The sequence below is a fragment of the Maricaulis maris genome, assembly GCF_036322705.1.
In the GTDB taxonomy this organism is placed as follows: domain Bacteria; phylum Pseudomonadota; class Alphaproteobacteria; order Caulobacterales; family Maricaulaceae; genus Maricaulis; species Maricaulis maris_B.
The window spans coordinates 2,600,874-2,627,398 of record NZ_AP027270.1 but is presented as its reverse complement, the minus strand read 5'-3'; the positions used below and the strand labels follow the sequence as shown (position 1 = coordinate 2,627,398).

Sequence of the window (26,525 nt, the reverse complement as noted above, 5' to 3'; positions counted from 1 at the left end):
TGTCCCCAAAGGGCCTTGTCGACTCACGCCGTGCCAGCCGCGCACATCCCTTCCCCGGATGTGCGCGGTTCTGCTATGGGGTCATCCCTGTGAAGGGCATTCCTGTCCTGACTGACTGCGAGGAGCCGGCATGCCCGATATCGATCCCGTCAACTCCGCCCGTCGCGTGATCGCGATAGAGCGTGAGGGCATGGACGCCCTTGAACAGTCGATTTCTGCAGATTTTGCTGCCACGGTCGAGCGCCTGCGTTCGCTCGAGGGACGACTGATCTGCGCCGGTATCGGCAAGTCCGGACATGTTGCCCGGAAGATCGCGGCGACCCTCGCCTCAACCGGGACGCCCGCCTATTACGTCCACCCGACCGAGGCGAGCCACGGCGATCTCGGCATGATTGCCGGTAGTGATGCCGTGCTGGCCTTGTCCAAGTCGGGCGAAACCCGCGAGCTTGGCGACCTGATCGCCTATTGCCGCCGGTTCGGCGTGCCCCTTATCGCGATGACCGCGGAGCCGGACAGTACGCTCGGCCGGGCCGGTGACTTCCTGCTCGCCATCCCGCCAGCCCCGGAAGCCTGCGGCGAAACCCGCGCGCCGACCACGTCGACCACCCTGATGATGGCCCTCGGCGATGCCCTTGCCGTAGCCCTTCTGGAAGCGCGCGGCTTCACCGCCGCTGACTTCAAGACCTTTCACCCCGGCGGGGCGCTTGGCGCCGCGCTTGCCAGCGTCGGTGACATCATGCATGCGGGTGATGCCATGCCCCTGATCGGGGTCGATGCGCCGATGAGCGATGTGCTCATCGAGATGACGACCAAGAGCTTCGGCTGTGCCGGCATCGTCGACGGAGCGGGGCGGCTCGTCGGAATCATTACTGATGGCGACCTGCGGCGGCATATGGGGGCCGGACTGGTCGACAAGCGGGCCGCAGATGTGATGACGCGCAGTCCGCGGACCGGCAGTGCCGGCATGCTGGCGGCCGACGCCCTGCGGATCATGACGGCCGGTCAGCCCAAGATCATCCAGTTCTTCATCGTCGATGCCGAAAACCGACCGGCCGGGATCTTGCACCTGCATGATTTGCTGCGGGTCGGACTGAAATAGTATCCGGTTTCTACACAGATTTCCCTGTCGGCACTGGTGAAAGGGCAAGGCGGGCGCTATCCTTCCTGTCTATAGGTTGGGCAGATGCCGTGATCATCTTGTGGATGTGATGCGAGCATCGCAGCCTGGTTGGAGTGAGTATGCAGGAACCCCTAGGCTTGCAGGTCAGGCAGCGTCTTCGCCCGCACATCGCGGCGTTGGCGGGGTTTTCGCTCGCCTCCAACCTGTTGTTGCTAGTTTCTCCGTTATACATGCTGCAGGTCTACGACCGCGTCCTCTCGTCGGGATCCATCGACACGCTTATCTGGTTGTCGGTGCTGGCAGTTTTCCTGCTGGGTGTCTATGGTGCCGCCGAGGCCGGTCGACGCAGGGTTAGCGCGCTCGCGGGCCGCGAACTCGACAAGCTGCTCGTGCCGCTGGTTTTTGCCCGCTTCGAAACAGACTCCGGATCACCGCAGCTGTCGCGTGATCTCGGGGCAATCCAGCGAGTGCAGTCGGTCTTGCAATCGGGCAGCCTGATGGCTTTCGCGGATTTGCCCTTCGCCCCGCTCTTTCTCGTTGTCCTGTTCCTGATCCACCCTGTCCTCGGCGTAATCGGACTGGTCGGGGCCGCGATTGTGTTCGGCGTGGCCGTTACCGCCGAGCTGACGACGCGTCAGGCCGGGCAGTTCTCGCAGGGTGCCCTGCGCAGCGCGAGCGATTTCGCCGCCGGGCTGGAGCGCCAGCGCTCAGCCATGGCGGCCATGGGTCTGGTGCCTGCAGCCTACCGGCGCTGGCGCGCTACCCAGGATGCGGGGCAGGACGTCTCGATGGATGCGGCCAAGGATGACGGCAAGTTCTCCGCCATATCGCGCTCCACCCGTCAGGTCCTGCAGATCGCCGTGTTGGGCGGCGGTGCAGCCCTTGCCCTGAGCCAGGAAATTTCCCCCGGAGCGATCGTCGCCTCCTCGATCATCCTGGCGCGCACGCTCGGGCCGATTGACCAGATCGTCGGCGGATGGCGCAACACGATCCAGACCTGGTCGGCCTGGAAGGGTCTGGCCGAGCGGCTGGACGGCACCGAAGCCGAGCCCCGCTTTACCCCGCTGCCCCGTCCCGCGCCGGACCTTGTCCTGGATCGCCTGTCCGTTGCCGTGCCGGGCGCCGAGGCGCCGCAAATCCGTCCGTTCAGCTGGAGCGCATCCGGTGGCCAGCTCATCGCCGTGACGGGCGGCAACGGGGCTGGAAAGACCACGCTTCTTCAAACACTGGCCGGGGCTTGGCAGCCCGGGTCCGGTTCCATGAGTCTGGGTGGGCGCAATCTGCACGACTGGCCTGGTCCTGATCGTGGCCGCCATATCGGCTATGTGCCGCAGGATGTTGAGCTTTTGCCGGCGACGGTGGGCGAGAATATCGCCCGGCTCGGGAATGCCGAGCCTGATGCCATCATCGCCGCGGCTCGCTCGGCCGGCGCCCATGAGGCCATTCTCGCCCTGCCGGATGGGTACGATACGCGTGTCGGCCCTGGCGGGACCCATTTATCGGCCGGTCAGCGCCAGATGATCGGCCTGGCACGCGCGCTCTTCGGAGACCCGGTCCTGCTGCTCCTTGATGAGCCGACCGCCAATCTTGACGCGGCTGCGGCCCCGGGGCTCGTCAATGCCTTGCGTCAGGCTGCCGAGCGCGGCGCTATTATTCTTGCCGCAACCCATGATCGTCGTGTGATCGAGCGCGCCAAGACTGTCCTTCTGGTCCGCAATGGGGATGTCATGGCCGCCCCGGCGGAGCAGTTTCTCAAGCTCGCCACGGGGCCGGGCGCCGGGGCGACCGTCTCGGGTCGCGGGGGTGCGGCCTGATGGAGTCGCAGGCGTCGTCCAAGGCTGGAATTCTCGGTGACCCCTTCGTGCGACGCTCGGCGCTGGTCTGCCTGATCGGGCTGGGCGGCTTTCTGGCCTGGGCCGGTCTGGCGCCACTGGCCGAAGGGGTTCCGGGAGCCGGGCAGGTCGTGGTCGAGAACGACCGGCAGGTCGTCCAGCATCTCGAGGGCGGTATCATCGAGGAGCTTCTTGTCCGCGATGGCGATCGGGTCGAGGTTGGCGAGGCGCTACTGACGCTGCAGGAGACCGCATCGCTGGCGGTCCGTGATGAGCTGCTCCAGGAAATCGCGACCCTGACCGGCTCGCAGCAACGCCTGGCGGCGCTGCGCGACGGTCTGGACGAGCCGGACTTCTCGCCGCTCGACGAGCTGGGCCTCAGCGCGGCGCAGCGTGTTGCTGTCGTGACCCGACAGGGCGACCTTTTTCGACAGCAAAAACAGTCTTTTGAGGCTGATATAGCGGTTCTGACCGCGCGCCGGGACGGGGCACGGTCGTCGCGTGAGCTCCAGGCGCAGCAGATCCGGGTCACCCAGCGTGTGCTGGCCGCAGCAGAGGATCAGCGTTCGCTGCTGCGGGACCGCTATGAGCGACAGATGGCCCGGCTCGATGAAGTCCGCGGCATGGAGCGCGATGTTGCGGCCCTGGAGGCCGATATTTCGCGGCTGCGTACGGATGCCCAGCAGGCGGCGACGCTTGAGCAGGACCTCGACGGTCAGATCGCCCAGACCGAAGCTGCCTTCCTGCGCCAGATATCCGCAGACCAGCTTGAGGTCCGCAGTCAGCTCGAGCAGGCCGGTGAACGTCTCTCGGCGGCCCAGGATGTCCTCAACCGGTCCGTCGTTGTTGCGCCGGTGGCCGGTGAAGTCCTCAATTCCCGCTTCGCGACCCGCGGCGGCGTCGTGCGCCCTGGGGAGGCGATTCTCGAAATCGTTCCCGCCGCCGGTGAAATGACCGTTTCGGTGCGTATCCAGCCCGCCAACCGCGCCTCGGTCTATGAGGGCCAGGCCGTTCGGACGCGATTGACCGCTTACAAAAGCTGGATGACGCCGCGCCTCGATGGCGAGGTGATCAGTGTCAGTGCCGACCTCAAGACCGATCAGAATACCGGTGTTTCCTATTATGAGGTGCGCATCCGCATTCCGGCAGAGGAAGCCGCGCGCCTTGGTGATCTGGATGTGATCCCCGGAATGCCGGTGGAAGTCTTCATCTTCTCGGGGTCGAGCCGGACGACGCTCGACTATCTCTTCGAACCGATCAGCGAGTCGCTATTTCGCGGCGCGCGGACCGGGTGAGGTTCATGAAAGTGTCTCGCGTCTCTGTCCGGCCCTGTTCCACGATTGCAGCGGCTCTGTGCGCGATCACTGCGCTCGGATCGGCTGCCCTGTCGCAGGATGAGGAGCCGGTCGGCGCCTGTCTGTCTTTCGAGGCCGCCTTGCGGATTGCTGCCGAGCGCGCGCCAGAAGTCGCGGGCGCTCTGGCGCGGCAGGACGAGGCCGCTGCTGATTACCGGGAGGCCGAGTCCCTGCGCCTGCCGCAGCTGTCTACCTTCGGGCGCTCAGCTGCCGGCGACAGTGGTTTGACGGGCAGTCAGATCGAGAACCAGGTCGGGCTTCGCCTGTCTCAGCGCCTCTATGATTTCGGCGATTCACACTACGCAATGGAAGCGGCCAGCAGCGCCATTGATCAGCGCGCCTATGAACTCCGCTATCAGCAGATCGAGGCCGCCGGTCGTCTCGCAGATGCCTATCTGACACATCTGGAAGCCGCCGCGATGATTGATGTGATCGCCAACCGGCGCGACTATTTCGAGCGCCAACGCTCCGCTGTGCAGTCGCTCCTGGCGACCGGCGGCGCGACGCGGGCTGACCGTGCGCAGATTGAAGCCCAGCTCGCCGAGGCCGAAGCCGATGCCCTGGAGCTCAGCTTCATGCGCGATCGGGCGCAAACCCGTATTCGGGAATATACCGGCTATGCACCCGGTGCCCTGTGCGGCGCCGATGCCGCGGCCGAGGATCTGGACCGGGCGCTTGAAGGTATCGTTACCGTGGATGACGCGGTTGATCACACCCTGTCGAAGAATCCCGGGATCGCGGCCCAGGCCGAAGCGGTGCGGGTGCTCGATGCGCAGCGCGAGCGTGCCCGGCGCAGTCGCCTGCCGGTCATCGAGGCGGTCGGCATTGCCTCCTATGTCTACGATGATTTCAGCGAGACCTGGGGCGCGCGTGATCGCCTTGGTGTCGATGTTTCGGTCCCGCTTTATACCGGCGAAGCCTTGCAGGCCCGCAGTGACCGGGCGGTGGCGCGCATGGCCCAGGAAGAAAGCGGCTTGCGGTCGCTGCAGCGGGATTTGCGCGAGCAGGCCGAGATTGCCTTTCGCCGCTCCATCTCGCTACGCGCCCAGCTGGTGCGCCGGGAAGCGGTCGCGCGTTCCCAGTATGAGTATTTTGATGCCATCTCCGGCGAGTTCGATTTCGGTCTGGGGACCTTGCCGGACCTGATTGACGCTCGGCTGGCCTATGAACGCGCCGAGTTGGATGTCATCGGCGCCCGATACTCGCTCTTGCGCCAGCAGCTCGAACTCATGGCATTGACGGCGCGAACGCCGGTACCTCGCGAAGACCGGGGATCGATGACGGATGTGCCTTGACGTGCGTGCGGCCGTCATGAACGGTAGAGCCGTGCGGCTCGGGGAGAGAAGTACATTGCGTGTGGGCCGCGTTGGCGCGGGCGGCACGCTGGAAACCAGTTGGTTTCCATGCGGGGTTGGGCGGGGTTGTTTTCAATCCGGCTCGTGAGGAAGTACGTACTATCTATAAATCGGGCGGTATTCCCGGCATGGATCGATGCTTCGATCCCGGCGGGCCCGACGAATGGGTGGAAATTGTGAAACGTCGGGAGATATCCATCATGCCAGCTGCCAACAAGGCCAATCGGCCATCCACTACACGCAATCTGCTACTGTCCACGGCTCTGGCAACCGGCGGCGCCGTGCTGCTGGCCGGTGGGGCTCAGGCCCAGCCGGGCGCGGCAACGCCACCGAGCGGATTCTCACCGATTTCCGATCTTGAAGGTGTGTCACGCGTCGAAATGGGCGCTGATGGCTCGGTCCAGCTCATCATGGCGGATGGTCGGACGGTCCTGATCGCGGCCGAGGATGTCTCGGTCGTCGATGGTGTTGTCTACCTCGCCGATGCGGCCATTGAGGCCAATGCCCTTGCCGGCGCGGCAGCCGCGGCAGGCGGCGGAGGCGGCGCTGCCGTCCTCGGCCTGCTCGGTGGTGCCGGGCTGATCGGTGCCGCGGCCGGCGGCGGTGGTGGCGGCGGATCGACCCCCCCGCCCGCACCGCCCCCGAATACCAACCCACCGGTTTTCAGCTCTGCCACGACGGCCAGTGTCGACGAAAACACGACCGGCACGGTTTACACCGCCACGGCAACGGATGCCGACGGTAACTCGATCTCTTTCTCGATCGTTGGCGGCGCTGATTCAGCGCTCTTCTCGATCAACTCCTCGACCGGTGCGGTGACGTTCAACGCGCCGCCGGATTTCGAAAACCCGACCGATGCGGGTGCCGACAACAGCTATGAGATCACCATTCGGGCTTCTGACGGCACGAATACGACTGACCAGACCGTCACGATCAGCGTTGGCGATGTCGATGAGGCGCCGACCTTTACTTCAGCGGCGGCTGTCTCGGTCGACGAGAACACCACCGGCACGGTTTACACCGCGACCGCGACCGATCCGGAAGGCGGGACGCTGACCTACAGCCTTGGCGGCGCCGATGCGGCCCTGTTCGCGATCGATGCTGCGACCGGAGAGGTCAGCTTTGTCGCCGCGCCGGATTTTGAAAATCCGGCCGACGCCGATGGCGATAATGCCTATGAAATCACCGTGGCGTCGTCCGACGGCACCAATGACATCAGCCAGGCGGTCACCATCACGGTCGATCCGGTTGATGAGGGCGCCGCTGTCTTCTCCTCCGGCACCACGGCCAGCTTTGACGAGAACGCGACGGGCACGGTCTATACCGCGGTTGCCGCAGACGTCGACAACAGCACCATCACCTACTCGCTCGGTTCTGGTGGCGACGGCGCCCTGTTTGCAATCGACAGTGCGACCGGTGCTCTCACCTTCATTGCGCCGCCTGATTTCGAGGCCCCGGCCGATGGCAATGGCGATAATGTCTACAGCGTTGTCGTGCGCGCCAATGATGGCAATACGACCACGACGCAGACCGTTCTTGTGACGGTGAATGATGTTAATGAATCGCCGACGATCACATCGGCCGCCGCTGTTGCGGTCGACGAGAATACGGCTGGAACCGTCTATACCGCGACAGCTACGGATCCCGAAGGGGATACCTTGAGCTTTAGCCTCAGCGGTGCCGATGCAGCGCTCTTTGTTATCGATGCGGCAACCGGAGCGGTCAGCTTCCTTGCTGCCCCGGATTACGAGAATCCGGCCGACGCCGACGGCGATAATGTCTATGAGATCACCGTCTCAGCCTCGGATGGTACCAATTCGACCGTCCAGGCCGTCGCCATCACGGTCGATGCGGTCGACGAGGGTCCGGCAGTGTTCTCGTCGGGCACGACAGCCAGCTTTGACGAGAACGCGACGGGCACGGTTTATACCGCAGTCGCGGTAGACCCGGACAATAACCCCGTCACCTATTCTCTTGGCTCTGGCGGCGATAGCGCCCTGTTCGTCATCGATAGCGCCACCGGTGCGCTCACATTTGTCACGCCGCCTGATTTTGAGGCCCCGGCCGATGGAAATGGCGATAATGTCTACAGCGTTGTCGTGCGCGCCAATGATGGCGACACGACTGCCACACAGACCGTTCTTGTGACGGTGAATGATGTCGACGAAACACCGGCTGTGACCTCGGCCGCCACGGCCTCGGTCGCAGAGAATGCGGCGGGTGTCGTTTACACGGCGACCGCGACAGACCCGGAATCCGGTGCAATTGCCTATTCGCTCACCGGTACGGATGCCGCCCTGTTCTCGATTGATGCCACGACCGGCGCGGTCAGCTTCCTTGCGCCGCCTGACTTCGAGGCTCCGGCCGACAGCAATGGCGACAATGTCTATGACATCATCATCAATGCGTCGGACGGTACCAATACCGGGACGCAGGCCGTGGCGGTTTCAGTCACCAACCTGAACGAGTTCTCGCCGGTCTTTACCTCGGCCACGACCGATGCGGTCGACGAGGACACGGCGGGCAGCTTCTACACCGCGACCGCCACGGATGCTGATGGCGACACGCTGACCTATTCGATCTCCGGCGGGGCCGATCAGGCGCTCTTCCAGATCGATGCCACGACCGGCGCGCTTAGCTTCATCACGCCGCCGGACTTCGAAAATCCGGCGGATGCCGACACCGACAATGTTTATGAGCTGGTGCTGCAGGTATCAGACGGTACGGTCTCGACGGGGCAGAACCTGACCGTGACCGTCAACAACGTGAACGCGGCGCCCGTCATCACGTCCGCCGCCACCGCGAATTTTAACGAGAATGGCGCCGGCGTGGTCTATACGATCGCCGCGACGGACGGCGATGCCGACACGATCAGCTACTCGATCTCCGGAGCGGATGCTGCGCTGTTCAGCGTCGACTCGGTCACCGGGGCGGTAAGCTTCCTAGTCTCGCCCGACTTCGAGGCGCCGACCGACGCGAATGGCGACAATGTGTATCAGATCAACGTCATCGCATCGGATGGCACGGTTACCGATACACAAGGCGTGGCGATCTCGGTCCTCAACCAGAACGACGTTGCTCCGGTCATCACATCCGGCGCAACCGCGACCACGGCAGAGAATGTCACCGGCACGGTCTACACGGCGACCGCGACGGACGCCGAAGGCGATACGATCACATACAGCCTGACCGGTACGGACGCGGCGCTGTTCCAGATCGACAGCGCGACAGGTGCGGTCAGCTTCCTGACAGCGCCCGATTTCGAAAATCCGGCCGATAGTGGCGGCGACAATGTCTATGACGTTACGGTGGTGGCGTCAGACGGCGCGCTGACCGACACGCAGAACGTTGCGATTACCGTGACCAATGTGAACGAGGCCGATGCTCCTGTGTTCAACTCGGGGGCCAGTCAGACGGTCTCGGAAAATCAGAGCTCGGCTTATGTCGCGCGGGCAACGGATCCTCAGGGTGACACCATCACCTATTCGATCTCCGGGACGGACGCCGCCCTGTTTTCCATTGATGCGGCAAGTGGTGAAGTCAGCTTCCTCACGGCGCCGGACTTCGAAGCTCCGAGCGATGCTGGCGGCGATAATGTCTATGACATTACGGTCGTCGCTTCTGATGGCACCAATTCCAACAGCCAGAACGTGGCAATCACCGTTGGCAATGTCAGCGCTGAGGGGGCTGATGTTCCCGAGTCTGCTTCTACGCAGATCGCCATGGTCTCCGGCGGCGATTATACGGGACAGCTGGAGGTCGCTGGTGACCGCGACTGGGTCGCAATCACGCTCGAGGCGGGACAGCGCTACCAGTTCGATGCGTTCGGATCAGGCGGTGCCGGGACCGAGCTGACTGATACCTATCTGCGTCTCTACGACGGGTCAGGGGACCTGCTGGCGGAAAACGATGATATCACGCTGGGCGTCAACACCGACTCCCGCCTCGGTTTCACGGCGACGACGTCCGGCACCTACTACGTGTCGGTCGGCGCTTACGAGCCGAGTAGTGGTGCCAACCTCACGGGTCAGTACACGCTGCAGGTTCGTCATACCGACCCGCTGACGGCGTGGAACTATCAGGAAATCGGCGACTATCTGGACGCCAACGGTTTCGGTGGCCTGCAATGGGATCGCGCGGCAGGCGACATCATCACGGTCAACATCACCGCCCTGACCGGACCCGGTCAGATCCTGGCCCGTGCTGCCCTGCAATTGTGGGAAGACATCACCGGCATCCAGTTCAACGAAGTCGTGGCCGGTGGAAACATTACGTTTGACGATGACGAAGAGGGGGCATTTGCCGGCCCGGATACTGTCTCAGGTGGCTTTATCACCTCCGCCAGTGTCAATGTCGGCACGGCGTGGCTGGATACCTACGGGACTAATCTGGATGGCTATTCCTTCCAGACCTACATCCACGAGATCGGCCATGCCCTCGGCCTTGGTCATGGCGGACCCTATGACGGGTCTGCCGACTATGCCGTGGATGCCATCTACCTCAATGACTCCTGGCAAGCTTCGGTGATGTCGTATTTCTCACAGAATGAGAACACCTTCATCACTGCCGATTTCGGATATGTGATCGGGCCGCAGGTCGCGGATATCATTGCGGTGCTCGATATGTATGGTGGCTCGACCACCACTCGCGGTGGCGATACGACCTACGGCTACAATTCGAATGCCGGCAACACGATCTTCGATGCCACTGCCTTCAGCAATCCGGTCAGCTTCACCATCTTTGATACCGGCGGGATCGATACGCTCGACTATTCCGGTTCCGGCGCCAACCAGATCTTCGATCTGCGCGAGCAGGCCTATTCCAGCCTGATGGGGCGTGACGGCAATATCGGTATTGCCCGCGGCACGGTCATCGAGAATGCCATTGGTGGCAACGGCAATGACGTGTTTGTCGGCAATGATGCGAACAATACGCTCACCGGTGGTGGCGGTGCCGACCGCTTCTACGCCTCCGGCGGATCCGATGTGTTCAATGGCGGTAGCGGCAATGACACGGCTGTCTTCTCGGGCGCGTCGACCGACTACACCATCACTACAAACGGTTCGGGCAATACGGTCGTGACCGACAATCGCGCCGGAACGCCCGATGGTGTCGTTGAGCTGATCAGTGTCGAGAGCATTCTCTATGACGGTGGCACCAGCAACCCGGAGTATTTCGGGGACCCGGACTTCTCCGGCAGCGAGGGGCTGGACCCGGACAACCTGCCGGCGCTGGCGCCGTCGGACTCGCATTTTGTCAGCGACGACTGGGATCATCCGGTGATGTCGGACCTCGGTGCCGATGAAAAGGATGGTGGGCATGAGCCGCATATCTATCCGCATCTGAGCGATGACGATCTCGCCCTGTTGGAAACCCTGTCTCATGATGACGGCAATTCCCGCGGTAATGTCGGCCCGGACGCCCTTCTGGTTGGTGTTCCGCGAGGCGTGTATTGGGAGGCACTCGCCAATCATGAGATTGAGCCGGATGCGGCCTACCAGGCTCAGTCGGACAAGGGGCATCCTGTGTTCGAGGGGCTGACTCTGCCATCGGCCGCGGGCCTTGCTGTTGCGCAGGCGGAAGCGATCGGTGCGACCGGGTTTGATGCTTTCCCGGACGACCATTTCTCGGAGCTGTTCGATGCGCGGGAAGCCCAGATGCTGACCTTGTCGGATGATGCGTCTGACGGGTGGGCCTGATTGCAGACGGGGAGCCGGTGCGCCGACTCCCCCAACATACCCGGTCAGGGCCAGCGGAAATCGAGTCCGCTGGCCCTGACTGTGTGACCGGGGCTGTCACGCGGCCCGGTCTTCGGGCTAAACCTGATTTCCAGAGACATGATTTGACGAGGCTGGCGCTGTTGTCCGCAGGACTCCGAAATAGTCGGCGACACGCATGCAAGGCCGAGGAGGCCGCGGCTTGACAACACTGGTGACGGGAGCGGCTGGCTTCATCGGCTATCATGCCGCCAAGGCGCAGCTTGAGGCGGGAGAAGATGTCGTCGGCATCGACAATCTCAACGCCTATTACGATCCGGCCCTGAAGCAGGCGCGTCTCGACGAGCTTGCCCGTTTTCCCGGTTTCCGGTTCGAGAAAATGGACCTGGCAGACGACAGCGCCGTCCTGGGTCTGGTTCGGGATGTGCGACCCGGGCGTATCCTGCATCTGGGTGCCCAGGCCGGTGTGCGCTACTCGCTGGAGGCCCCCTTCGCCTACGCGCGTTCCAACCTTCTGGGACATCTGTCGATTCTGGAGGCTGCCCGCCACCTCGGCGATGCGCTCGATCATCTCGTCTACGCCTCGTCCAGCTCGGTCTATGGCGAGCGCTCGGCGGTGCCATTCCGCGAAAGCGACCCCGCCTCATCGCCGAACTCGCTTTACGCGGCGACCAAACGGTCGGACGAGTTGATGTCGGCAGCCTATTGCAATCTTTACGATATTCCGGCGACAGGGCTGCGCTTTTTCACCGTGTACGGACCCTGGGGTCGACCCGACATGGCCTATTGGCTGTTCGCCGAAGCCATGATGGAGGGACGCCCCATCAAGGTCTTCAACAATGGCGACATGGAGCGCGATTTCACTTTCATTGATGACATCATTGAAGCGTTGTCGCGAATCCTCGCGGACAGCCCGGCCCGCGGCCGGCACGCGGTCTACAATATTGGCGGGTCATCGCCTGTCCGCCTTATGGACATGATCCAGGCCCTCGAGCGTGAGCTCGGTGTCGAAGCCGAGAAAATCATGCTGCCCATGCAGCCCGGTGACGTGTCGCGGACCTGTGCGGATACCAGTCGGCTCGAGGCCGATTACGGCTACAAGCCGTCGGTCGGGATCGAGGCCGGCCTGAAGGCCTTTGCCGAGTGGTTCAAGGTTTGGCGCGCGCGCTGAGCGCGTTGCGGCACCAGGCATGGACCGCAGTCGGCAGGGAGGTCTCCCAGTGCGGCATCTGATGCGAAAAGGTCGTGGCAAAGCTGTCAGATCGCAGGCTCGCATCGGTGGGACGGACTGCCGGCGTCGGCCAGTCATCTGACGTAATCGGTTCAACCGCCGGGCCGTTCCCAAGTAGCGGAGCCGCAAGCTCAAAAACCCGCTCGGCCAACGCACTGCGGCTGGTCTGTCCGGTGCCGGCGAGGTGAAACAATCCGCCCTTCGCCTCGCTTCGGTCCAGAACGCCGGCGGCTTTCAGCAGTGCCAGGGCGAGATCGTCGGCGAAGGTCGGATTACCGATCTGGTCCGCGACAACCCGAACGCGCTCCTGTCTGCCGACAAGGTCCAGCATCGCTGTGACAAAGTTTCGGCGGTCAGCACTATAAACCCAGGCCGTCCGGAATACCGCGTGCCGCGTTCCGGCGTCGAGGACCCGGCGCTCGCCCGCGAGTTTGCTGCGCCCGTAGGCGTTCAGGGGGTGTGGTGTATCGGTCTCCACGTAACCGCCGCCCGGTCGGCCGCGGAAAACGAAGTCGGTCGAGACATGCAGGAAGGGGCGGCCTGTCGCGGCGCAGTGCTCGGCGAGCAAGCCGGGGGTCTCGCAATTGACTGTCTGAGCGTCCCGCGCGTCGGTCTCGGCGCCGTCGACATCATTGCAAGCCACAGCATTGATAGCGACATCGAAATCCGGCTGCTGCCGAAGGGCGGACAAGGCCTGTCGGGGCTCCGAGAAATCGACCATCGTGCGGTCGACCAGGGCAATGTCCCAGATCGCCGGATCCGCAAGTCGGCCCAGGGCCGTGGCGAGTTGTCCCGATCGACCGAAGACGAGGAGGCGGCGCACCGTCATACCGGCGGGATCGAAAGCCGTGTCCCGAGACGTTCCTGCCCGTATCGGCCGTCCAGGATCGGGCGCCACCACGCTTCATTGTCGAGATACCATCGCACAGTCCTGGCGAGGCCAACATCAAGGGCGGTTGACGGTCTCCAGCCAAGTTCGGTCTGGATCTTTCCGGCATCGATCGCATAGCGGAAATCATGTCCCGGCCGGTCGGTCACGAAGGCGATCTGCTCCGCGTACGGCCGGGTTGCCGGGCGTGCCGTATCCAGCAAGGCACACAGGCGCGCGACGAGGTCGATGTTCCGGCACTCGGCGTCGCCGCCGATATTGTAGACCTCGCCGGGCCGCCCTTCTTCCAGTACTGCGAGCAGCGCCTCGGCATGATCCTCCACGAACAACCAGTCCCTTACGTTTTCGCCGGCGCCGTAAACCGGGATGCTTACCCCGCGCAAGGCGGACAGGATCACCATCGGGATCAGCTTTTCGGGGAATTGGCGGGGACCGTAATTGTTGGAGCAATTGGTGATCAGGACGGGCAGATCATAGGTCTTGCCCCATGCCCGCACGAGCATGTCCGAGGAGGCCTTTGACGCGGCATAGGGCGAGTTGGGCCGGTAGGCCGATGTCTCGGTGAAGAGACCTTCAGCGCCCAGCGCGCCATAGACCTCATCGGTCGACACGTGCACAAAGCGAAAGTCACCCTGTTTCTGAACGGGCAGGCTGTCCCGGTACGCACGGGCGGCCTGCAGCAAGTTTGCGGTGCCGGCAACATTGGTTTCAATGAACGCCAAGGGCCCGTCGATCGAGCGGTCGACATGGGTTTCTGCCGCAAGGTGCAGGACGGCATCCGGCCGTGCCTGCCGCACCGCATCGGCGGTTGCCGCCGCGTCACGCAGGTCGACTTTTGCAAAGGTGTAGGCCGGCAGATCGGCAACGCCGGACAGATTGGCCGGATTGGCGGCGTAGGTAAGGGCATCCAGATTGAACACCTCGTGCCCGCGCGCCAAAGCCAAGCGTACTACGGCAGAGCCGATGAAGCCGCAGCCTCCGGTGATCAGAAGTTTCATCGTTGAGCGCAATCCAATTCAGTCTCACCGTATGTGAACGGCTCGCCGAGGTCGGCCCAGCGTGCCGCGTGCCGGTCTTTCTCTGACAGTGTGGGGCTGCCTCCTACCTCAGGCCACTGGATCGCCAGATCGGGATCGTTCCACTGCACGCTTCTATCATGGCCTTGCGCAAAGGCATTATCGACCTTGTAGAGCACCATGGTGTCGGGTTCCAGAGTCATAAAACCGTGCAGAAAACCTCGTGGAACGTAGACTTGTTGGCCGCTCTCCGCGGACAATGTCACGGAGACATGTTCGCCGAAGGTGGGCGAGCCGATACGAGCGTCGACTATTACGTCGCGAATGCTGCCAGTCAAAACCCGCACAAGCTTTGCCTGGGCAAAGGGCGGCAACTGGTAGTGAAGACCCCGCACTGTCCCGGCGGTGTGCGAGAAGGACTGATTGTCCTGAGTGAAGCGGCGTCCGATCCCAAGCGCCTCGAAAGCCTCGTCATTTGCTGTGACTGCGAAGTATCCGCGGTCATCATCGAATTTTGGCCCGCGGACGAGCTTCGCATCGGCGAGGCCGAGTTCGGTGATGTCGAAGCCGGTATTGGGCATGGTGCTCGATCTCTCACGCTCTTTCGGGATTGCGGCAGGAGTTGTCGCTCAATCACTCCGAGACTCTCGGAAGGCGATCAAGATACTTACCGTAGTCACATGATTCAAAACTCTTGGCAGCGCGATCGAGGTCGGCGCTACCGATCCAGCCTTGGCGGTAGGCGATTTCCTCAATGCAGGCTATCTGCAGACCTTGTCGACGCTGCAGCGAGCGTACGAATTCCGAGGCCTCGAGCAGGGACTGAGCCGTACCGGTGTCAAGCCAGGCGACGCCGCGCCCAAGCGGAACCACCCGCAGGGATCCATCCTGAAGGTAGAGCTTGTTGAGGTCCGTGATTTCAAGTTCGTTGCGCGCGGAAGGCGAAAGTACCCGGACACGGTCAACAACAGTGTTGTCATAGACATACAAGCCGGTCACAGCGAGGTTCGACTTGGGCATTTGTGGTTTCTCGACCAGCGCGGTTGCTCGTCCGGATTTGTCAACGGAAACAACGCCATATCTCCGGGGATTGTTAACGTGATACGAGAAGATCGTCGCGCCAGCAATCGAGCCGGAGACGGATTGGTGAAGAAGCTCGGACAGGCCATGTCCGTAGAACAAGTTATCGCCCAGGATCAAGGTTACCGGGGAGTCGCCAATGAAATCTCGGCACAGGATGAAAGCGTCGGCGATGCCGCGTGGTGCAGTCTGGACGACGTAGCTCAGCTTCATTCCAAGCTGTGATCCATCGCCGAGCAGCTTCCGGAAATCCGCCTCATCCCGCGGCGTGGTGATGATCTCCACTTGCCGGATTCCTGCTAGCATCAAAGCGGAAAGCGGGTAGTAGATCATGGGCTTGTCGTAGACTGGAAGTAGCTGTTTCGAAGTGGAGACAGTCAGCGGTCCCAAGCGCGTCCCGCTACCTCCCGCAAGCACAATACCTTTCACGCCAGTTTCCTCCGCTTGAACTCTAGCGGGACCGTATTGCGCTATCGCTTCATTGAGAAGCAGCGTGGCTGCGGAAAGCGGGATTCTGACGCAGGTCTGTCGAAATCATGCTCGACACGCGTATGAATTTTTTCCATTCCCACTCCGGAAAAGTCGACCGGACCGTTGCTTATTCATACGGAAACGCTATGCACCTCGTCAATTGGGAGTGACCTGAGCCCTGTTTGGTCCCGCATTTGAATTGAGAGTCTGTCGTATGGGAGACAGACGATGCGCAAGAGCAAATTTTCGGAAGAACAGATCATTGCGATCCTGGCGGAACAGGAGCGCGGCATGGCGACGGTGGAGGTGTGCCGGCGTCACGGTGTCAGCTCGGCGACGTTTTACAAGTGGAAGGCCAAGTTCGGCGGGATGGACGTGTCCGACGCCCGTCGGCTGAAGGTGCTCGAGACCGAGAACACGCGGCTCAAGAAGCTGCTGGCGGACAGTATGCTGGACAACTCGATCCTGAAAGACCTGCTGGGAAAGCCTTGACGACGCCCTGGATGAAGCGGGACGCTGCGCTGCAGGTGATCGAGAGCTACGAGATATCCCAGCGCCGGGCCTGCCGTCTGGTCAGCGTCGATCCGAAGACGGTGCGACGAGAAGCGACACCGGATAATCCGCAGGTGCGTGCGCGCATGCGTGAGATCGCGGCGGTGCGTCGGCGCTTCGGCTATCGGCGGATCGGGCTGATGCTGGAACGTGAAGGCCTCACCATGAACCACAAGAAGCTGCGGCGGCTCTACAAGGAAGAAGGCTTGGCGGTGAAGCGCCGCCGTGGGCGCAAGCGGGCCACGGGGACGCGAGAGCCGATGCCGGTTCCCGCCGGGCCTACCAAGCGCTGGAGCCTGGACTTCGTGGCGGACGTGTTCGGTGCAGCCCGTCGCTTCCGCATGCTCAATGTGATCGATGACCATACGCGCGAATGCCTGGCCCTGGTGGCAGATACATCGCTGTCAGGTGCACGCGTGGTGCGCGAGCTGGATCGTTGCATCCGGCTCTATGGCAAGCCGGAAACCATCGTGTCTGACAACGGCACGGAACTGACCAGCCGGGCGATCCTGGAATGGCAAAACCAGACCGGCATCGCCTGGCACTATATCGCGCCGGGCAAGCCCCAGCAGAACGGCTTCGTGGAGTCGTTCAACGGCAAGCTGAGGGACGAATGCCTCAATGAGGAGGTCTTCGACAGCCTCGCCCACGCCCGCAAGGCGCTGGCGCGATGGCGGCATGACTACAACCACCACCGGCCTCACTCATCACTGGGCGGGCTGACGCCCGCAGCGTGCCGGTCGCTCGAGCTATCCGGGGGCTCCGCTCCCGGCACGCTCGCCACACCTCAAACCATGGAATATGAAAGGCTCAGACTCTCGAAATAAACGAGGGACCGGAAGGTCGGAGGTCACAATCAATGTGTATGGTCGAACGAAGCTTGCGGTCGAGCGAATGCTCGCTGATGTTTCGAGGGCCGAGGGGTTGCGATATGCGGCGCTTCGTTATTTCAACGCTGCTGGCGCTAGCCCAGATGGCGAAATCGGTGAAGAACACGATCCGGAGACCCACCTTATTCCAAACGCCTTAAAGGCGGCGGCGGGAATCGGCGGTCCAATGAAATTGTTCGGAACCGATTACGATACACGCGACGGGAGCTGCTTGCGGGACTATATCCACGTCATGGACCTTGCCGCAGCGCACCTGGCAGCGCTTGACAGGCTAATGACGCATAGCGGTGGATTTGCCTGTAATATTGGAACTGGGCAGGGCGTAACCGTGCGCGAAGTACTCGAGGCAGTCGCGAAAGTTACCGGCATGAAGGTGCCCTACGACGAGTATCCGCGCCGCGCCGGCGATCCGGCAGAGCTCTATGCGGATGTCACTCTGGCGCATGAGCTTTTGAATTTTGAACCGCAATTCGCGGGCATTGAGGACATTGTTCGCCACGCCTGGGAGTTTCACCGGGTCGCTTGGGGGCTCGCTGGATCCGAGATCTGATGCGTTACGATGGCAGCAGGGACCGGACAATTTCGCTGGCACCGTCCCCAAGCTCATCATGAGAAAGGGCATAAGCGACCGAGGCACGAAGATACCCGAGCTTGCTTCCGCAGTCATAGGATGTACCTTCGTACTCCACCGCATGGAAATCTTGGTCCGCCATCAGTCGAGCCATCGCATCGGTCAGCTGAATCTCGCCACCGGCGCCTGCGGCCTGATCAGCAAGGTATTCGAAAACGTCCCCCTGCAGGATGTAGCGGCCAGTAATCGACAGATTTGACGGTGCGGCGTCTATCGTCGGCTTTTCGACCATGCCGCGCATACGGATGCGATTTCCCTCGCGCGATTCGGGATCAATAATTCCGTACTTGTTGACCTCGTCGGCGGGGACTTGTTCGACCGCGATCACATTGCCGCCGGTCTCGTTGAAAACCTCGATCATCTGCGCGAGACAGCTCGGCTCGGCCTGGATCAGGACATCCGGCAAAAGAATGGCGAATGGCTCGTCGCCAATAATGTCGCGGGCGCACCAGATGGCGTGGCCGAGGCCGAGCGGTGCCTGCTGGCGGACGAAACTCATCGAGCCGGGCACGGGCTTGGTGTCAGCGATTTCAGCGAGGATCTCGGTCTTGCCCTTGGCCTCCAGGCTTGCTTCAAGCTCATAGGCGGTATCGAAATAATCTTCGATGGCGCCTTTGTTCCTGCCGGTCACGAACACGAAGTGTTCGATCCCCGCGGCAAGGGCTTCATCGACCACATACTGGATTGCCGGGCGATCGAAAATCGGCAGCATTTCCTTGGGGATGGTTTTGGTTGCGGGAAGGACCCGCGTTCCGAATCCGGCGACCGGCAGTACAGCTTTGCGAACGCGTTTCATGTGATTGCCCCTCTGCTGATCGGTCAAGACGGGTAGCCGATCACTTCCGCATCGTCCAGCTTGCCCGTTCACTTCGATTTAGCAGATCCTTCCTATATACCGGATCAGATTGACGGATCGGGTGACGGCATGGGCAAGAAATATTTCGGTACCGATGGTGTGCGGGGGCTGACCAACAGCTTTCCGATGACGGCGGAAACCGCGCTGCGCCTCGGCATGGCGGCGGGCAAATATTTCGTCCGACACTCGGGGCGCCACTCGGTCGTGATCGGCAAGGATACGCGCTTGTCCGGCTATATGATCGAGAGCGCGCTTGTGGCGGGGTTCACCTCTGTCGGCATGGATGTCTTCCAGTTTGGCCCGCTGCCAACGCCCGCCGTCGCACTGATGACGCGGTCCCTGCGCGCGGATCTCGGCGTCATGATCACGGCGTCCCACAACCCCTATCATGACAATGGTATCAAGTTGTTCGGTCCGAACGGCCGCAAGCTGGACGACAGGACCGAGCTCGAGATCGAGGCCTTGATGGACGGGTCTCTGTCAGAAGAACTCGCGGCCCCGGCCGATCTGGGGCGTGCCAAGCGGGTCGATGATGCCCAGGCTCGCTATGTTGAAATCGTGAAGTCGTCCTTCCCGCGATCCCAGCGCCTGTCCAATCTCCGCTTGGTCGTCGATTGCGCGAATGGCGCCGGCTACAAGGTCGCGCCGACGGTGCTGTGGGAGCTGGGTGCTGATGTCATCCCGATCGGGGTCGAACCCAATGGTTTCAACGTCAATGAAGAGTGCGGGTCAACAGCCCCCGCGCGCCTGTCAAAGGAAGTCGTGAAGTTCCGCGCCGATCTCGGCATTGCCCTGGACGGCGATGGCGACCGTGTCGTTTTGTGCGATGAGCGGGGCCGGGTCATTGATGGCGACCAGATTCTGGGCTTGCTGGCGGGCCATTGGCAGGATGCTGGCGAGCTGCGCCACCCCGCCATTGTGGCGACCGTCATGTCGAATCTGGGATTGGAACGCCATCTGGCCGGGCGGGGTATTGCGCTGGAGCGAACGCAGGTTGGTGATCGATACGTGTCCGAGCGCATGCGCGAGACCGGAATCAATCTCGGCGGAGAGGCGTCCGGTCATATTGTGATGCCGGACTTTGCGCCGACAGGCGATGGCTTGATCGCCGCGCTTCAAGTGCTGCGCGTTTTGGGCGAGAGCGGCAAGCGGGCCAGCGAGTTGCTCAATGTCTTCAAGCCGGCCCCTCAATTGCTGGAGAATGTTCGCGTCGCCAAGGGCAAGGCACCGCTGGACACGGACCAGGTTCGAAGCGCAATAGCCGAAGCGGAAACCCGCCTCGGGAGCTCGGGGCGATTGCTGGTGCGGGCATCCGGAACCGAACCCGTTATTCGGGTCATGGCGGAAGGGGAGCAACGCCTGATCCGGTCTGTTGTCAATGATGTGCGCAGCGCGATCGAAACGGCCGCTGCGTCCTGATGTCGAGGGCATGGCGGCGGTTCTGCAGGTGCGTAGAGCGGGCAGCCTGCGATCGATCCACCGGTTAAAACGAGAACGGGGCGCGCGCAGGACGGCGAAAAACCCGACAAGACGCGGAGGCGCGGCAATCTCTCCTTGCACCAAGCGGCACCGTCGGCGATACCGATGCGAGTGAATTCGGGAGTATTTTGCCATGCGTGTCGCGATGATCGGAATCGGCTATGTCGGGCTGGTGTCAGGGGCTTGTTTCGCTGATTTCGGGCACGAGGTTGTCTGTGTCGACAAGGACGCCGACAAGGTCGAGACCCTGAATTCCGGCGGCATACCGATTTATGAACCCGGTCTCGACATGCTGGTGATGCGCAATGTCCGCGAGGGTCGCCTGTCCTTTACCCAGGACCTTGAAGACGCGGTCAAGGGCGCCGATGCGGTCTTCATCGCGGTCGGAACACCATCGCGACGCGGCGACGGTTTTGCCGATCTCAGCTACGTCTATGCAGCCGCCAAGGAAATCGCTGAGGTCATGGACGGCTACACGGTGGTCGTGACCAAGTCGACCGTCCCGGTCGGAACCGGTGACGAAGTCGAGCGCATCATTCGCGAGACCCGTCCGGACGCGGACTTCGCCGTTGTCTCCAACCCGGAATTCCTTCGCGAAGGCGCCGCTATCGACGACTTCAAGCGGCCGGACCGCGTCGTCGTCGGGACCGATGATGATCGCGCCCGGACGGCGATGAACGAGCTTTACCGTCCGCTTTTCCTCAACGAAACGCCCATCGTGTTCACGTCACGTCGGACCTCCGAACTGATCAAGTATGCGGCCAACGCCTTCCTCGCGATGAAGATCACCTTCATCAACGAGATCGCGGATTTGTGCGAAAAGGTCGGCGCCAATGTCCAGGAAGTCGCCAAGGGTGTCGGCCTCGACAACCGGATCGGCGGCAAATTCCTGCATGCCGGACCGGGCTATGGTGGCTCCTGTTTCCCCAAGGATACGCTCGCCCTGACCCGCACGGCCCAGGAATACGATGCGCCCTTGCGCCTGATCGAGACGGTGGTCGAGGTCAATGATGCCCGCAAGCGGGCCATGGCCAGCAAGGTGATTGCGGCGTGTGGCGGTGATGTGAAGGGCAAGACGGTGGCTGTGCTGGGTGTGACCTTCAAGCCGAATACCGACGATATGCGCGATGCCCCGAGCCTCGAGATCATCCCGGCCCTGCAAAAGGCCGGCGCCATCGTGCGGGCCTTTGATCCCGCCGGCGCCGTCGAAGCCGAGAAACTCCTCCCGAATGTCGAATTCGTTTCCGGCCCGTACTTTTGTGCGGAAGGGGCCGATGTTCTGGTGATCATCACCGAGTGGAACGAGTTCCGGGCGCTTGACATGAAGCGGCTGAAGTCGACCATGAAAGCGCCGGTTCTCGTCGATCTGCGCAATATCTACACGCTGGAAGAAGCCACCAATGCCGGCTTTGCCTATACCAGTGTCGGACGACCCGATGGCTGACGACGAGCGGGCGGGTCCGGCGCGGGGGCGTGCGTATCACCCGGCCTGTTACCCGCGAACCTGTCACACACGAACCTGTTGCACAAAACCTGATACACAAGAAGCTGTTGCACGAGAAACGGTGTTCCCATGACAACCAAGCCCCATGCCAGCCTGCAGGCCAATTCCCGGGCCTTTGAAAACGAAGCGCTGATCAAGCCGACGGGCTTTCGCGAGTATGATGCGCGCTGGTGGTTCGGGCATCCCGGTTCGGATCAGGCGCCTGATCTGAACCTTTACGGAGTCCAGATGCTCGGCATGGGTCTGGGCACCCTGATCCACGAGCTGGGGGTCGATCCGAAAATCGTCGTCGGTCACGACTTCCGCAGTTACTCGCTCAGCGTCAAACAGGCCCTTGAAGTCGGCCTCATGGCGGCCGGCGTTGAAGTCCACGATATCGGTCTCGCCCTGTCGCCGGTGGCCTATTTCGCGCAATTTGATCTCGATATCCCCTGTGTCGCCATGGTGACGGCCAGCCATAACTCGAATGGCTGGACCGGCGTGAAGATGGGGGCCGATCGTCCGCTCACCTTCGGCCCCGATGAAATGAGCCGGCTCAAGGCCATCGTGCTGGGCGGCGACGCCCGGACCCGCAGCGGCGGTGGCTATGTCCGCCAGGTTGGCGTGGCCGAGCGCTATCTCGCCGATGTCGCGGACGGCGTCACCATCAAGCGGCCTCTCAAGGTTGTCGCCGCCTGCGGCAATGGCACAGCCGGGGCCTTCGCCCCGCAAGCGCTGCGGGCGATGGGTGTCGAGGTGATCGAGATGGATTGCGAGCTCGACCACAGCTTCCCGCGCTACAATCCCAACCCGGAAGACATGAAGATGCTGCACGCCATGCGCGATGCGGTGCTCGAGCATGGCGCCGATGTCGGGCTTGGTTTCGATGGCGACGGCGACCGCTGTGGTGTGATCGACAATGAGGGCGAAGAGATCTTCGCCGACAAGATAGGCCTGATGCTGGCCCGCGATCTCGCGCCACTGCACCCCGGCTCTACCTTCGTGGTGGATGTGAAATCAACCGGCCTGTTCACGATCGACCCGATCCTGACCGAGCATGGCTGCAAGACCGACTATTACAAGACCGGGCACTCCTACATCAAAAGCCGGTCCAAGGAATTGGGCGCCCTGGCCGGCTTCGAAAAATCCGGCCACTTCTTCCTGCAGCCGCCGATCGGCCGGGGCTATGATGACGGCCTGGTCGCGGCCCGCGCCGTCCTGCAGATGCTGGATCGCAATCCGGACAAGTCGATGGCGGATCTGCGCCGCGCCCTCCCGCTCAGCTACGGCTCGCCGACCATGTCGCCGGCCTGCGCGGATGAAGTGAAGTACGAGGTGGTGGAGAACGTGGTCGCGGCGTTCAAGGCCAAGGTTGAGGCCGGGGATATGCTCTCCGGACGGCGCGTTGTGGACATCAATACGGTGAATGGCGTTCGCTTTACGCTGGACGGGGGCGCCTGGGGCTTGGTGCGGGCATCCTCAAACACGCCGAACCTTGTCGTGGTTGTGGAAAGCCCATCTTGTGCGGGCGATGTAAAAGCCATCTTTTCAGAGATTCAGGCAGAGCTGGCGAAACACCCGGAAGTCGGCGCTTTCGACCAACAGATTTAGGTGTCGCGCGAGGCTCGTTGGGTCTGTAACCTGCTACAGCAATTGTTGTCTGTGTGCGCACTCGACAAGTTCGCGGTCCGTGCTGCCGATTCAGCTAAAATCGATCGACATGCGGCAGGGTGCGGCCTGCTGCCTATCAGGAGCCAGGAATGTGCGGGATCGTTGGAATCGTCGGATCCGGTCAGGTTGTGAAGCGACTTGTCGATGGTCTTCGGCGACTGGAGTATCGAGGCTATGACTCAGCTGGTGTGGCTGTTGTTTCTGAGCTAGGCGCGCTGGAGCGGCGACGGACGCCCGGCAAGATCGCGGCGCTGGAAGCCTGTATATCGGGCGCACCGCTCGAAGGCCCAGTAGGTATTGCCCACACCCGTTGGGCTACCCATGGCGCGCCAACCGAGGCGAATGCCCATCCGCACGCATCCGGCCGTGTGGCGATAATCCATAACGGTATCATTGAGAATTACATGTCGCTCCGCGAATCTCTTATAGCCGAGGGGTTCACGTTTGAGAGCCAAACAGATTCGGAAGTGATTGCACATCTCATCACCTCACGCCTCAATGCCGGGTTGACGATGGGCGGAGCGTTCAAAGAAACGGTCAACCAACTGCGTGGCGCCTTTTCCGTCGCGGCGATCTATGCAGACGAACCGGGAGCCATCTGGGTGGCGCGGGCCGGCAGTCCATTGGTCGTCGGTCTCGGCGATGGTGAGGGGTTTATCGGTTCGGATTCCCAGGCGCTGGCCGGATGGACCAATCGAGTGATTTATCTGGAAGAGGGTGATCGGGCGATTGTGACCGCTCAAGGCGCCAGAGTCTTCACGGCTCAAGGCAACGAAATCGTTCGTCCGGTGCAAATTTCCCATACCGTCGCAGGCTTTGCGGACAAGGGTGCGTATCGTCACTTCATGGAAAAGGAGATCCATGAGCAGCCGGATGCGGTTGCGCGCACGATATCGCGTCATCTGGACATCGGTACCGGTCGGGTCCGGACGGGAGACTTGCTGGATTGGGCCCGGACGGGTCGGCTGGTCGCGACCGCGTGCGGAACCGCTTTCTATGCGTCCGCGATCGCGAAGTTCTGGTTCGAGCGCCATGCTCGCCTCGCGGTCGAGATCGACGTCGCTTCAGAGTTTCGATACCGAGAGCCCGTTATTTCGAAGAATGATGCTGCGCTCTTCGTTTCGCAATCCGGTGAAACCGCCGACACGCTCGCGGCCTTGCGGTATTGCAAGAGTGTTGGCGCACCGACTCTGGCAGTGGTCAATGTCGCGGAATCGTCGATGGTCCGCGAGGCGGATGTTGTCGCCTTGACGGATGCGGGTCCGGAAATCGGTGTTGCGTCTACAAAAGCCTTTACGGCGCAGCTGGCGGCTCTGGCCTGCATGTCGATCGGAGCGGGGCGGGCGCGTGGCGTCATTGACGAGGCATCAGAGCAGGCTTTCGTGCGGACCTTGCTCGAGGTGCCGCGTCAGATCAATGCGGTACTGGCGATAGAGCCGAAGATCGAGCAGATCGCCCACCGTCTGACCTCGGCGCGAGAAGTCCTGTATTTAGGCCGCGGCGTGAATCACCCCCTGGCTCTCGAAGGCGCGTTGAAGCTAAAGGAAATCAGCTACATACACGCGGAGGGCTATGCCGCAGGGGAGCTCAAGCACGGGCCGATTGCGCTGGTGGAGGAAGGCATGACAGTTGTTGTCACCGCGCCGCATGATGCGCTATTCCCCAAAATCCTTTCCAATATCCAGGAGGTGGCTGCTCGCGGGGGTGAGGTGATCCTGATCACTGATGCGCGCGGTGCAGAGGAGGCGAACGGTGCCGCAGCAGAACTTGTCGTCATGCCGGACAGTCCGGAATTTGTTCGGCCGATCCTTACTGCCATCCCGCTCCAGCTGCTCGCTTATCACATCGCAGCGCTCAAAGGCACAGACGTGGACCAACCGAGAAACCTCGCCAAATCGGTAACGGTCGAGTGAGTGGCAAGGCGATGTGCCGGCGCGCCTGCGAACAGGAGGAGGTTCGGTGTGTAATTGACTCGGTGTCCCTTCGAACACGATGGACATCCCGGAGCGTGTCATTTAGGCCAGCGATGATCTCCCCACAGCCACACCTCTGCAGCGAAAACCCATGAACATTCAGTCGAGACGGTATGACCTTCACGCTGCCAGTGGTGTCCTCGGCTTCGTGAAGGATCTGTGGGCCGGCCTGGCAATGGTCGAATTATGGCGGACTTTCGCTTGGGATGAGATTCAGCAGCGCTATCGCCGCAGCATGCTCGGCGTTTCCTGGATTATCCTGTCATTCCTGATGTTCGTCGGTGGGGTATCATTCTTCTTCTCGGCCCTGTCGGGTCGGGAACTTGAAAGCTTCATTGTTTATGTGGCGCTCGGTTATGCGGCCTTCATTTTCATCTCTGGAAACTTCATTGACGGCTGTCAGGTCTTCACCTCGTCCCATGTGTGGATCAAGGCTTTGTCCCTGCCATATTCCGTACACGTCTACCGGAGCCTGTTCAGGTCACTCTTGATTTTTGCGCTACAGATGGTGGTGGTCATTCCGCTCATGATCTGGTCCGGCTGGGTGCCTGGTCTGCTGACGCTGCTCGTTGTTCCGACTCTTGTGCTCTATGTCGTGAATGCTGTCGCGGTTCAGTACCTGTTAGGACTTATCTCTGCGCGTTATGAGGATGTAGGCCATCTGGTGACGTCCATTACGCGCCTGTTGATCTTTGTCACGCCGATCCTCTGGGTGCGCGAAGGTCTTGATGGTGCCCGGGCGTTTGCGGCTGACCTGAACCCGCTCACACACTATGTTGAGATCTTTCGCGCACCGCTTTTGGGGGAGATGCCAAGAATGACCAGCTGGGCTGTTGTGATTGGCGTCACGTTTGCGATCTGGCTGGCGGCAGCACTGTGTGCCGCCGTTTTCCGCCGCCGTTTGCCCTATTGGTTGTAAGTTCC

The 26,525-nt window shown here is 61.9% G+C and carries 18 protein-coding genes; 13 read left to right on the top strand and 5 right to left on the bottom strand.

The features are described 5' to 3' along the window. Positions 1–130 precede the first annotated feature (130 nt). The 6 genes from AAA969_RS12465 (at position 131) to AAA969_RS12440 (ending at position 12,550) form a co-directional block, all read left to right on the top strand. Entirely contained in the window at positions 131–1,099 is a 969-nt protein-coding gene (locus tag AAA969_RS12465) for a KpsF/GutQ family sugar-phosphate isomerase (RefSeq protein WP_338246381.1), read from the top strand. Positions 1,100–1,239: 140 nt separating this feature from the next. Continuing rightward, entirely contained in the window at positions 1,240–2,934 is a 1,695-nt protein-coding gene (locus AAA969_RS12460; RefSeq protein ID WP_338246380.1) for a type I secretion system permease/ATPase, read from the top strand. After that, entirely contained in the window at positions 2,934–4,247 is a 1,314-nt protein-coding gene (locus tag AAA969_RS12455; protein WP_338246379.1) for an HlyD family type I secretion periplasmic adaptor subunit, read from the top strand. The genes AAA969_RS12460 and AAA969_RS12455 overlap by 1 nt, the downstream gene beginning before the upstream one ends. 5 nt (positions 4,248–4,252) lie before the next feature. After that, a complete protein-coding gene (locus tag AAA969_RS12450) occupies positions 4,253–5,602 on the top strand; it encodes a TolC family protein (RefSeq protein WP_338246378.1) in 1,350 nt (449 codons plus the stop codon). A 260-nt stretch (positions 5,603–5,862) separates the two neighbouring features. Next, positions 5,863–11,361: a cadherin domain-containing protein gene (locus AAA969_RS12445; RefSeq protein ID WP_338246377.1), complete on the top strand. Its 5,499-nt coding sequence runs from the start codon at positions 5,863–5,865 to the stop codon at positions 11,359–11,361. A gap of 220 nt (positions 11,362–11,581) precedes the next feature. Beyond that, entirely contained in the window at positions 11,582–12,550 is a 969-nt protein-coding gene (locus AAA969_RS12440) for an NAD-dependent epimerase/dehydratase family protein (protein ID WP_338246376.1), read from the top strand. On the opposite strand, the gene rfbD is transcribed toward AAA969_RS12440, so the two are convergent. The 4 genes from rfbD to rfbA are packed head-to-tail and all read right to left on the bottom strand — an operon-like array spanning position 12,528 to position 16,024. Continuing rightward, positions 12,528–13,439: a dTDP-4-dehydrorhamnose reductase gene (rfbD, locus tag AAA969_RS12435; protein ID WP_338246375.1), complete on the bottom strand. Its 912-nt coding sequence runs from the start codon at positions 13,437–13,439 to the stop codon at positions 12,528–12,530. The genes AAA969_RS12440 and rfbD overlap by 23 nt on opposite strands. Then, complete coding sequence (rfbB, locus tag AAA969_RS12430; protein ID WP_338246374.1) at positions 13,436–14,497, bottom strand: dTDP-glucose 4,6-dehydratase; 1,062 nt, start codon at positions 14,495–14,497, stop codon at positions 13,436–13,438. Before rfbB ends, rfbD begins: the two co-directional genes overlap by 4 nt. Beyond that, positions 14,494–15,096 (bottom strand): dTDP-4-dehydrorhamnose 3,5-epimerase, encoded by a 603-nt coding sequence (rfbC, locus tag AAA969_RS12425; RefSeq protein ID WP_338246373.1) that lies wholly within the window; start codon positions 15,094–15,096, stop codon positions 14,494–14,496. Before rfbC ends, rfbB begins: the two co-directional genes overlap by 4 nt. Before the next feature lie 52 nt (positions 15,097–15,148). Beyond that, the gene (gene rfbA / locus AAA969_RS12420) at positions 15,149–16,024 is read right to left on the bottom strand and encodes a glucose-1-phosphate thymidylyltransferase RfbA (protein ID WP_338246372.1); all 876 of its coding nucleotides are present in this window, start codon (positions 16,022–16,024) and stop codon (positions 15,149–15,151) included. 270 nt (positions 16,025–16,294) lie between these two features. On the opposite strand from rfbA, the gene AAA969_RS12415 reads away from it, so the two are divergent. Both AAA969_RS12415 and AAA969_RS12410 read left to right on the top strand, forming a co-directional pair. Beyond that, positions 16,295–17,445 (top strand): IS3 family transposase gene (locus AAA969_RS12415; protein ID WP_425325005.1). Its coding sequence is split into 2 segments (ribosomal slippage): positions 16,295–16,553 and positions 16,553–17,445, totalling 1,152 coding nucleotides; the frame shifts between segments, so codons are not numbered across the junction. Further along, the gene (locus AAA969_RS12410; protein WP_338246370.1) at positions 17,420–18,058 is read left to right on the top strand and encodes an NAD-dependent epimerase/dehydratase family protein; all 639 of its coding nucleotides are present in this window, start codon (positions 17,420–17,422) and stop codon (positions 18,056–18,058) included. Before AAA969_RS12415 ends, AAA969_RS12410 begins: the two co-directional genes overlap by 26 nt. Positions 18,059–18,062: 4 nt before the next feature. Here AAA969_RS12410 and galU read toward each other — a convergent pair whose 3' ends face one another. Further along, entirely contained in the window at positions 18,063–18,935 is an 873-nt protein-coding gene (galU, locus tag AAA969_RS12405; RefSeq protein WP_338246369.1) for a UTP--glucose-1-phosphate uridylyltransferase GalU, read from the bottom strand. A gap of 129 nt (positions 18,936–19,064) precedes the next feature. Between galU and glmM the strand changes: the two genes are divergently transcribed. The 5 genes from glmM to AAA969_RS12380 all read left to right on the top strand — a co-directional run bounded on the left by glmM (position 19,065) and on the right by AAA969_RS12380 (position 26,520). Continuing rightward, entirely contained in the window at positions 19,065–20,414 is a 1,350-nt protein-coding gene (gene glmM, locus AAA969_RS12400) for a phosphoglucosamine mutase (RefSeq protein ID WP_338246368.1), read from the top strand. Between the two features lie 193 nt (positions 20,415–20,607). Then, positions 20,608–21,918 (top strand): UDP-glucose dehydrogenase family protein, encoded by a 1,311-nt coding sequence (locus AAA969_RS12395; RefSeq protein WP_338246367.1) that lies wholly within the window; start codon positions 20,608–20,610, stop codon positions 21,916–21,918. 129 nt (positions 21,919–22,047) lie between these two features. Next, positions 22,048–23,568 (top strand): phosphomannomutase/phosphoglucomutase, encoded by a 1,521-nt coding sequence (locus tag AAA969_RS12390; RefSeq protein ID WP_338246366.1) that lies wholly within the window; start codon positions 22,048–22,050, stop codon positions 23,566–23,568. Between the two features lie 149 nt (positions 23,569–23,717). Next, entirely contained in the window at positions 23,718–25,541 is a 1,824-nt protein-coding gene (glmS, locus tag AAA969_RS12385; protein ID WP_338246365.1) for a glutamine--fructose-6-phosphate transaminase (isomerizing), read from the top strand. Between the two features lie 151 nt (positions 25,542–25,692). Continuing rightward, complete coding sequence (locus AAA969_RS12380; protein ID WP_338246364.1) at positions 25,693–26,520, top strand: ABC transporter permease; 828 nt, start codon at positions 25,693–25,695, stop codon at positions 26,518–26,520. The last annotated feature ends 5 nt before the right edge of the window (positions 26,521–26,525 follow it).